This window comes from Candidatus Acidulodesulfobacterium acidiphilum (assembly GCA_008534395.1).
In the GTDB taxonomy this organism is placed as follows: domain Bacteria; phylum SZUA-79; class SZUA-79; order Acidulodesulfobacterales; family Acidulodesulfobacteraceae; genus Acidulodesulfobacterium_A; species Acidulodesulfobacterium_A acidiphilum.
On sequence record SHMQ01000001.1, the window covers coordinates 224601 to 234254 of the forward strand.

General features: G+C 37.1%; 11 protein-coding genes. 5 read left to right on the forward strand and 6 right to left on the reverse strand.

Annotation, left to right across the window (positions count from 1 at the left end; genetic code table 11):
* Positions 1–42: 42 nt before the first annotated feature.
* On the forward strand, positions 43–477 hold the full coding sequence (locus EVJ48_01175) for an Rrf2 family transcriptional regulator (GenBank protein RZV40559.1): 435 nt from the start codon (positions 43–45) through the stop codon (positions 475–477).
* Positions 478–486: 9 nt separating this feature from the next.
* Here EVJ48_01175 and EVJ48_01180 read toward each other — a convergent pair whose 3' ends face one another.
* Positions 487–1170: a hypothetical protein gene (locus tag EVJ48_01180; protein ID RZV40560.1), complete on the reverse strand. Its 684-nt coding sequence runs from the start codon at positions 1168–1170 to the stop codon at positions 487–489.
* A 441-nt stretch (positions 1171–1611) separates the two neighbouring features.
* Between EVJ48_01180 and EVJ48_01185 the strand changes: the two genes are divergently transcribed.
* Complete coding sequence (locus tag EVJ48_01185; protein RZV40561.1) at positions 1612–3168, forward strand: hypothetical protein; 1557 nt, start codon at positions 1612–1614, stop codon at positions 3166–3168.
* 207 nt (positions 3169–3375) lie between these two features.
* Here the strand turns inward: EVJ48_01185 and EVJ48_01190 are convergent, their stop codons facing one another.
* Genes EVJ48_01190 through EVJ48_01200 form a run of 3 tightly spaced genes read right to left on the reverse strand, consistent with a single transcriptional unit; the run spans position 3376 to position 5749 of the window.
* Positions 3376–3825, reverse strand: coding sequence for a hypothetical protein (locus EVJ48_01190; GenBank protein RZV40562.1), 450 nt, complete (start codon positions 3823–3825; stop codon positions 3376–3378).
* A complete protein-coding gene (locus EVJ48_01195) occupies positions 3822–5369 on the reverse strand; it encodes a hypothetical protein (protein ID RZV40563.1) in 1548 nt (515 codons plus the stop codon). Before EVJ48_01195 ends, EVJ48_01190 begins: the two co-directional genes overlap by 4 nt.
* 20 nt (positions 5370–5389) lie before the next feature.
* A complete protein-coding gene (locus EVJ48_01200) occupies positions 5390–5749 on the reverse strand; it encodes a hypothetical protein (protein ID RZV40564.1) in 360 nt (119 codons plus the stop codon).
* A 199-nt stretch (positions 5750–5948) separates the two neighbouring features.
* Between EVJ48_01200 and EVJ48_01205 the strand changes: the two genes are divergently transcribed.
* Positions 5949–6314: a helix-turn-helix domain-containing protein gene (locus EVJ48_01205; GenBank protein ID RZV40565.1), complete on the forward strand. Its 366-nt coding sequence runs from the start codon at positions 5949–5951 to the stop codon at positions 6312–6314.
* Between the two features lie 42 nt (positions 6315–6356).
* On the opposite strand, the gene EVJ48_01210 is transcribed toward EVJ48_01205, so the two are convergent.
* The gene (locus EVJ48_01210) at positions 6357–6779 is read right to left on the reverse strand and encodes a HEPN domain-containing protein (GenBank protein ID RZV40566.1); all 423 of its coding nucleotides are present in this window, start codon (positions 6777–6779) and stop codon (positions 6357–6359) included.
* Entirely contained in the window at positions 6763–7101 is a 339-nt protein-coding gene (locus tag EVJ48_01215; GenBank protein RZV40567.1) for a nucleotidyltransferase domain-containing protein, read from the reverse strand. Before EVJ48_01215 ends, EVJ48_01210 begins: the two co-directional genes overlap by 17 nt.
* 199 nt (positions 7102–7300) lie before the next feature.
* Here EVJ48_01215 and EVJ48_01220 point away from each other — a divergent pair, with 199 nt between their 5' ends.
* The gene (locus tag EVJ48_01220) at positions 7301–8239 is read left to right on the forward strand and encodes a sugar phosphate isomerase/epimerase (GenBank protein ID RZV40568.1); all 939 of its coding nucleotides are present in this window, start codon (positions 7301–7303) and stop codon (positions 8237–8239) included.
* Positions 8240–8247: 8 nt separating this feature from the next.
* Complete coding sequence (locus tag EVJ48_01225) at positions 8248–9498, forward strand: MFS transporter (protein ID RZV40569.1); 1251 nt, start codon at positions 8248–8250, stop codon at positions 9496–9498.
* Positions 9499–9654: the final 156 nt, after the last annotated feature.

Here is a 9654-nt window from a genome sequence, read left to right on the forward strand (position 1 = left end):
ATAATAATAAAGATAATTCATATCTTATTTAGAGGTGTTTACATGAATATTTCAAGAGCCAGCGATTATGCTATCAGAGGATTGGTTTACATGGCAAAACAACCTGCTGGAACAGTGTGTTACGTAAAAGATATTGCAAAAAACACAAATTCGCCTGCTTCTTTTATGTCGAAAATATTTCAAACATTGGCAAAAAGCGGTATCATCGACTCTTTTATAGGAACTAAAGGAGGTTTTACATTTAACGCCCGACCCGAAGATATCACTATAAAAAAGGTCGTAGAAATTATTGACGGACCAATCGTTTTGAACCGATGCGTAGTTAATAAATCTTCCTGCCAGAACGCAGGCAATTGCGACGTGCATTTTATGTGGGCAGATATTCAAAAAATGCTGACGAAAGCCCTAAGCTCTTATTCCATCGCCGATTTTGCAACCGATAAAAAAGGGAATATGTTACCGGAAGCTGTGCAATAAAAAAGGCGCTTAGATTTTTTTAAAAAGAATATTGTTTTCCATGTGAACGTGAATCATTATATCGTCCGAAATATTCTTCAGCAGTTCGTATGCATGCTTATAAGAAGCGCAGGCGTCTTTAGGAACCGAATAGCCGGAGCTTAAAAAAAGCATCTCTTTCAGAATATGCCCTACGTATTCATGATAATACAGCGCATCTTCTATTTCTTGCTTTATGTTTTCGGTTTTTCCGGCTTTTATATCGGTCAAGAGCCCTTTTTCCTCTTTGTCTAAATGAAGGAACATAGCCTGCGACATTTTATTAAAAAGCCCCCTTATTTTAAGAAGTTCCGGGTGTCCCTTTCCGTGGACGTTTGCAATTTTTTCGACATAATCTTCGGCTTCCGGAATATGCACCCGTAAAAATGTATGGTGTATATTAACTATATAGTCTATTAAAAAATTAACGTCCCAGTCTTTAGCTTTTTTACTTAACGAATAATTATCGTCGTTTTCCGCCGCTGAATAGTTTTTTAATTCATCGACTATAAGGATGCGGTCTATACCGGATTCTTCGCATACATCTTGTAATGTTTTTGAACCGCCGCAACAAAAATCCACGCCGTATTTTTTAAATACCCCGATTTTTTCCGGATTTTCCGAAGCAATTTCGCCTACGCTCTTTAGCAGTAAAACATCCTCGCCGGTTTTCATTTTTATCTCTCCTTAGAATTTAGATTTCCGATATCTATTTCCATCTTTGTGATTTTATTATCTCTAATTTGGAATGTTTAATATATGATTTTTGTCACATTAATAAAATAAATAATTTTAAAAAATAAAAAATGCGACAAAGTCGGAACGATTACTCTTTTTCGCCGCTTTATTTTATTTTTATCGTTCAGCCGGCACACCCCCGGACGATAATAGAATAAATAAAGCGGCGTTTTTTATTTTATTGAAATTCGTTTTATGCAGATTCTCCCTAATGCATTTTTATATTTAAAATTAAATCGTAAAATAGCTCCTTCAATAATATTGTTACGAAAATTTAACATAATTGTAATAATCTTGTAACATTTGTTTGTTAGAATAAGTATGGAAACGGAAAAATATATTAATTAAGCAACTTAAATTGAAAGAGAGGAGGAAGTCATGTACGAAATTAACGAGACACAAAAGACTATGCGCTTGAACATGTTGCCGACATTTATATTTGCAACGGCCGCAGTCCTTGCATTAGTCTTTGCGTTCAGCGGGGCAGGGAAGGCTTACGCATCGGGAGCGGCCCTTTACGAAAACCCCAACACCGGCGAAATATTTTTAAAGCCGGGACCCGGCAGGGTAAAAGTAGGACAGAGCGTCATCAATCAGCTGTTAAAACCGAACGCAAAAAAGACGACGGAGCAGATTAAAAATTTAAAAACTACCGAAAAGAAACTCGAGACTTCGCTTAAAACCGTCAAGAGTCAAACGCTTCCTGCGTGGACTAAACATGTTTCATTAGGCGCATTGATTTATATGGGTTACGGTTATTATACTCAGACGGGATTAACGGAAGGTTCGATGCAGCTTGAAGAAAATCCGCCTGCAAGCGGCAATAACGGCTATAATGCATTTAACGTGAACAGGGCGTACTTAATATTCCTGTATCATCAGGACAACTGGTTCTTAAAAGTTACGCCGAATTTTTTCAAAACGAATAATTCCGGATCTACCGGCGGAAACCAGTATTTCAGGCTTAAATACGCATTTTTGCAGTTCAATCATGTTTACGATGCAAACGGTTGGACGGTTAACCTTAAAGCAGGGCAGTTTCCGACCCCTATGGTCGCATGGGAAGACGGCTTATTGGGTTATCACGTCGCGGAAAGAACCCCGTGGGGTTTCTTAAACGTAACCTCTACACAGGCGGGACTCGGCGTTTCCGGCAAATACAGGTCTAACGGAAGGGTTTACCTTGCATATAACGCTGGTTTCTTTGATAACGCCGCATTTCACGCCAACGAAACGGTGGACCAGAAATCTCCTCAGGCAAGATTAACTATTTATCCATTAGGAGCGGATTCCGGTTTAAACGGACTCAGCATCAGCGGATATTATGCCTGGGCTGAAGACAATTCAAGTTTTGGAGATGCCGCTATAGGTCCAAATACCAACAGTCCAGAAACAAGAGTTTCGGCGGTATTAGATTATAAAACGCCGAACGCAAATATCGCACTGCAGTACGATTATGCAATAAACCACGTCGTGGAACCGGGCGCAGGCGAAAGCGGGGATAACGACAGTTATTGCGGAATAGAATCGGACGTTTACGGTTGTTACACATCCAGCACTATGCCGCCAATAACAAGTTTATACGACGGTCATAACGTCGAACACGGTTACGACGCTTTCGGATACTACAATATTCCTAATACGAGATTTGGAGTTTTCGGGCTTATACAGAGATATTATTATGAGGCTACAAATTACAATACTAACGGCGATTCATTGACCGGCGGCAATCCTTTCGATTTTCAGAGAAGCGTAGCCGGCGTCGCTTACCGTCTCAATAAACACGTAACGCTTACCGCCGACTGGCAGAACTACCAATTTTTAAATGCCAGCAATTATAGAAGTTTAGCTTCGACAAGTACGCAATATTTAGAATACGGCCAGTGGATGGGGCAGACCAACGCCTTTTTCATGCAGGCAAGGATTGCATTCTAGACTCTTGACTTAATAGCTTTTCTCTCTAGCACCTCCCTGATACCCGCCCTAAAAAGCGGGTATTTTTGTTTTAAAATTTGATATAATCAATATATGTTATTAATAAAAAAAAGGTATCTGATTTATTTATTTTCTTACTTCATTAAACTTAATAAGTATTTTACCACGTATAAAAAAAGTATCGACATTACAGAGGAAGTTTCTATGTTATAGGTTCGTTAAAGCCTTATTATCCCTGTATTTAGACCATGATATTTTCTGGTCTAACATAGATATTTTTGAAAATCTTTTTCTGAAAGAAATTATTTTACCGATAGAACTTTCGGACATACCTATATCCGCCGCAAATGTTATATTTTGCTTTAAAAGATAGAAACCTAGGTCGTTAAGCCTTTCTATAAAACGTATTATATTTTCGCCTATTAGCCAATACAAACGGGGGTCGGCTTTCTTCTTAGAACGCATAGTGGCTTCCGACAGCAATCCTCTTATATCGCCTAATAAAATCGTATAGTCGGTTTCGATAAAACTTAATTCCCGCCTAATATTTTTAGTCTCATCGTTAAGCTTATCAATCGAAGTAGCAGCTTTGTATCTACCTGTGAGTTTATCTTTTATTATTTTTAAAGGAAATTTTTCTTTTGTTTTTTCTTTCATGCTTCTTTTCCCCAGTCCGATAAAAAGCGGTTTATAAATGCTTGCAAAGATTTTTGTTCTTGCAGATAACCCGATAAGACAAATGCGGTTGAAACGACGATATGGTATTTCTCTCCGCCGCTTTTTGCAATTCTTTTGAAAGCCGGATGCTCATTATTTATCCAGACCGTTCCTTCTTCTATTTTCCCTAATTCGTTCAAATCTTTATTATCGTAAAACCCGATCATTAATCCGGGCGGCTTTCTTTTTCCTTCCTGCGGCAGTCCGTTATTTAGTTCGCCGATATCTAAGTTCGGGAGACCACCGTTTTCGTTTTCTCTATTTTTTGCATTTTCTTCCGCTTTGCCATCATTAACATCGTGGTTTATAGCAGTTTTTTCGAGATTTTCCTCAACGGCTGTTCCTGATTCCGAAGCAGATGTATCGTCTAAAACGCCGATAGTGGCTTCGAATTTTTTTCTTCTGCCGAGCAAAGGATCTAATTCGGGAAAATCGTTAAGCATATTATCGAGAATCCCGCGAATTTCTTTTTCCAAAGGACGCAATTCTTTTGCGGGTTTTTCTCGTGATTCGTTTATTTCGCCGAATTCTTTTAAAATAGGTTCTATAACTTCCTGAACGGCTTTGCGGTAGCGGTAATATTTCTGAAGGCTTGCCGTATCTTTTAAAAAATCGGCTTTATTGGTGGTTAAAATTAACGAAAGACCCGGCATTTCTACTACTCCCGATATATAATCCGGATTTTTTGCAGAAATTCCCAGCCAGTCCCATCCGTGTTTTATGACTTTTCCGCAAGTAGATATCGCTACGCCCCTTTTTTCTTCGTCGAGCGGTTCTTTATATTTTCTGACGAAACCTACCCCGACGGGTTTCCCCTTTTTTCCGAAATGGATTTTAAAGGCATTGCTCTTTTCGAACTGCATCATTTCGGATAAATTTATTTTTTCTTCATTAACGTAAAAATTTATGCCGTTTTTATAAATAAACCTTAAAGCAGTTTGAAAAGTCGGATCAAGTATTGTATAAAAATGTTTTTGAATAGTTTTCCTAATAAACTCTGGGTTAAGCAGTTCGGAATGATTTGATTTAAAAAATATCGATACGGCGGTTCCGTGATGTGGATTAAGCAATTTTGAATCGGTCGATGCCGGCGTTATATATTTCCATGGTGCCTTTTCATCGTTTTCGAGTTTCCATCTTGTTGCGCCGCGGAAATTTCCGTTTGCCGTTTCCGTAATAACTTCTTTTGCTATAAGCAGGGATAATTTTGCGCCGACGCCCGCAAAACCGATGCCCATGCCTCTGGTCTTTGTCGTCGACGCGATATTGTGATATCCGTCCAATTCTTTTTTATTCATTCCTTTTCCGTTATCTATAACGGTCAGGATATATTTTTGAGAATCGACGATAAACCTTATATCGCTTGCATGAGAATCGAGCGAATTAGCGACGAGTTCTGTAACGATAACTTCTTCCTGCGGGAAAGGATAGGAATCGCGTATATCTTCCAACAGATGATGTAAATTTACCTTTGTTTCGCCCATTTGTGTTTCTTTGCCGGCATTTATTTTAATGAATTAAGGTAATAAGCAATATATTTAACCTGTTTATTTGTTAAAATTTGCGAACAGTATGGATCCATTCTGCAGCTTCTAATTGCCTTTTCCGTCTGCTTAAGCGAAAGATTTTTATTTCCCCAACCGGCAAGCGTTACTATATTGTCGATTCTTTTTCTTTTAACGAAAGAATGGCAGCGGATACACCCCGATTTTATAACAATTCTTTTGCCTTTTAATATATTAAGTTTACGGTTGGTTCTAACGAAAGACTTCTTATGTAAAGCAAAACTATTTTTAACTAAGATAAATAAAAATACGGTAAAGAATAAAAAAGAAGTTAATAAAAATATTTTTCTGATAGTCATTTAAAATCTCCGTTTAAAGTTTTAATTTTATATAACTTTTATATTATAGCATCCAGATGAATATTTTCAATTAAAACTTATATATTCTTTTTTGTTGTTCTACCAACATGATAATGTCACTTATTACCAAAATAATAATGTCACCTTTAAGGTAATGCTATAAAATATTCTCCTGTAATTATTCTATGGGGAGGATACAATGGCAAGGGACATTATCATGGCGACGCGAACAGAGCTAAACAGACTGCACGTAATTAAAAAGATTTTAGAAGGCGGCATTACGCAAGCCAAAGCGGCGGAACTGCTTTCGTTATCCTTAAGGCAGGTAAAAAGATTAGTTAAAAAAGTAAAATTAACCGGCGATGGTGCGGTCGTGCATTCCTTACGAGGAAAACCTTCGCATAGGAAACTTTCGGACGAGGTTAGATTAAAAGTGTTAAATCTATATAAAGAAAATTATACAGACTTCGGACCTACGCTATTTTCCGAAGACCTCTCTGACAGTCAAACAATTGATGGAATTGTTATTAAAAATCCGTTTATTGTCGATAAAATAAGCAAATAAAAGCATATTAAATGTTAAAGTCGTTTGTTATCATTAAAAGCGTCAGCGTTTATTTATTTGTTTTATTAACGATTGCCTTATTTTATCAATAGTTTTTATAAATTTGCGGGCAATTTCTACAGCTCTTTTTGCCTCAGGCTCGGTTACTTCCGAAAAATCATCATAGTCTGCTTCATTTCTTAAAGACATTAATTCCTGGTATATTTTTCCGGTTTCAAGATTAACCGCTTTGTCTTTTACGAAATGAAGCGAAAACATGGTTTTGACGCCGTCGTGTTTCGCAGGATCAATACCTTTTAAAATAAGCAGTGACCTTGCGGCATGATATACGGAATAGTAGCTTCTGTTTGCCGATGTTTTAAATCTCTTGGATTTTAGGTTAAATAAGGCATCTTCAAGCATTTCATTTGATTTTTGAAATCTTAAATCAGATAATGCCGTTTTTTCGTCACGGGTTAATTCCATATAAAACAACTCCGTCTTTTTTAATGTTTTGATAAAAACCTGTTTTAAATCTTTTGTTATTATTAAATGAATGCAATGGAACTATTGTTACGGAAAATGGGATACCTGTTTTAATTTCTTCCTCATAAAAAATATCGTTTATAAAAGAAATTTCCTTAAGCGATTTTTTACCTACGACTACAAGAACGTCCATATCGGAATCTTCCGAAAAATCGCCCCTTACCCGTGAACCGAAAGCCGTGACGCTCATTATATTGCTTCCTGCCTCGGTTTTTATTTTGTCTATAATTCTTTTAAATGAATCGGTTTCATATGAATACATATAATTATTTTATCATAATTCAACAATAAAAGTGTTGCGTAGTGAAAAAGAAATTTCGTTTTTAAAGGTGTCAGATTTATTTATTCTTTTACTCCCGATTGGGTTTACGGGCAAATCAACCCGACTAAGAAGAAAATTAAAAGCATTTATTTTCACTTACATTCTCCATTTTTATTTTTAAATCTGATATAATCAAGACATGTTTTACGATAATTTTAATAAAGACGGCGGTCTTAGTTTCGGAATAAATACCGATTCGTTTTTCGGCATCGGGTTCGGGCTTCTCGGAGATAATAATCCTGGTCGCCTGCAAGCATCGTTCGACGGTTTCTTTAATCTTTTAGATTCGTATAAAATAAGAAATATCGAGATAAATACAGAGATAGAGCAGTTAAACCCCGGTTCTTTGCAAAAATTTATTCTTCCTTCTATAAACGCTTTTTCTTCAAATTATTCAAAATCTTCAAAATCACCGCTCCCCCTTTCCGTTTCTATCCATCTTCCTTATCTTCAGCTTAATCCGGCAAGCCCTTTAGAAGAGTACAGGCGGGTTTCCGTTAAAGCGATTGTTGAGGCAATAAATGCCTGTCGGGGGTTGGACGTTAAAAAATTCGTTATTCATCTTACTTCCGAATTTGAAGATTCAATTATGTTTTTTCCTATCGAAGAAAAAGCAAAAAAGGTTTTAATCGATATTGCCGTCCGTCAGGCAAAGAAAAGCATGTCCGATATATTAAAAGAAACTAAACTGACGCCGGAAGTTTTTGCTTTAGAAAATCTTGAAGTTTTCCCGTTCGATTATCTATATCCGATAGTCGAAGAATTAGGTATATCTGTCTGTTTCGATATGGGACACTGGGGCTTAAACGGTTTTATGCCGGAGGATTTTCTAAAAAAATTCAGCATTAACCGAATAGGCGAAATACATATTCAGGATATGTCGGAAAAAAGAACCGACTTAAGAACCACAATAAGAAACGAACATAGACCGCTGGGAACCGGCATTTTAAACCCCGCCGGATTTTTCAGTTCTCTTATCGGGAACGGGCAATTTTCCGGACCTTTGATAATAGAAAACAGGTCTAAAGAAGATTTAATTTCTTCTTTAGACTATTTGAGATCAGGTAATTTTATATAATATCCTGAATGAATATCTTTAAAAATTCAAGAAATCCATCTATTCAGCCTGTTCGCTTCTTCACCGCGCCCCTTCTGCTTTCTTCCGCCGGAATGTTTTTGGACGGTTATTCGTTAACCGTAATCGCATTCGCTATAATACTTATCAATCCTTATTTCCGCCTGAATACTTTAGAGTCCGGTTTAATCATAGCGTCAGTAGTGTTAGGCAGTATAATAGGTGCATTGCTGATAGGATATTTCAGCGACGTTTTCGGGAGAAAATCGGTTTATATTTTAAATATGGCAGTTTTTGTTATATCGGGCATCGTATCTGCATTGTCGGTAAATTTTATAATGTTATTTTTATCCCGCATTGCTTTGGGCGTTGCGGTCGGAGCCGATTATCCGGTATCGAATTCATATATTGCTGAAACTGCTCCCGAGGCGTTAAGGGGCAAGCATCTTTCTTTTGCAGGACTGTCGTTCGGCATAGGTTCGATATTTTCTTCTTTAACTGCGGCGGCTCTTTTTCCTTTCGGACCCGAAATGTGGCGTTTTATGCTCGGTATCGGCGTAATTCCGGCATTCGTAGTAATGTTTTTAAGAATTTCAATGCCCGAATCGGCAAGATGGATAAATGCAAAACGCATTAAAGAGAAATATAAAAAAAATAAATTATATATAGAAGGAATGTTTTCCAAGGCGCATATAAAAAATACTCTGCTGTATTCTTTTATCTGGTTTTTATATGATATCGGGGCATACGGCATAGGGCTTTTAATTCCGTTAATCTTTAAAAAAAGCGGATTTATTTCAAACGAAGAAAATGCGCTTATAACCTCTTCAATTCTTTTAACAGGCATAGCAAGTTCCGCAGTTGGGCTTTTAAATATCGATAGAATCGGAAGAAAAAATATACAGCTTGCCGGTTTTGCGGGAATGGGCATTTCCCTTTTTCTTATTCCTTACTTTTACGGCACGTTAGCCGGTCTTACAGCCGTAATTTTTATTGCCGAAATTTTTAATTCTTTAGCGTCTTTAACGGTAGGGATTTTTCCCGCCGAGCTGTCGCATACGTCTTTCAGGTCGTCCGCTTACGGATTTTCGGCAACGGCGGGCAAAATAGGAGCGGTATGCGGAGTTTTAATAATGACGTATTTCGTCGGGAATAATAAAGATTTAGGCTATTACGCCGTAGCAGGTTTAATATCGGCAGCCTTTTTCCTTTCTTTTTTTCTGCCGGAAACGGGAAATAAACGGCTTGACGAAATTAAATAATAAGAAGCCGTTCCGATTTTTCCGTTCCGATTTTTCTGTTGTCAACTTTTAATTTGTCTATTGAATTTAACTTTTAATTTGTCATAATATCTTTGTATTATTATTTTGCTTTTAATACGTTTTATTAATAATCGCAATCAACCTTCATCACCCCCT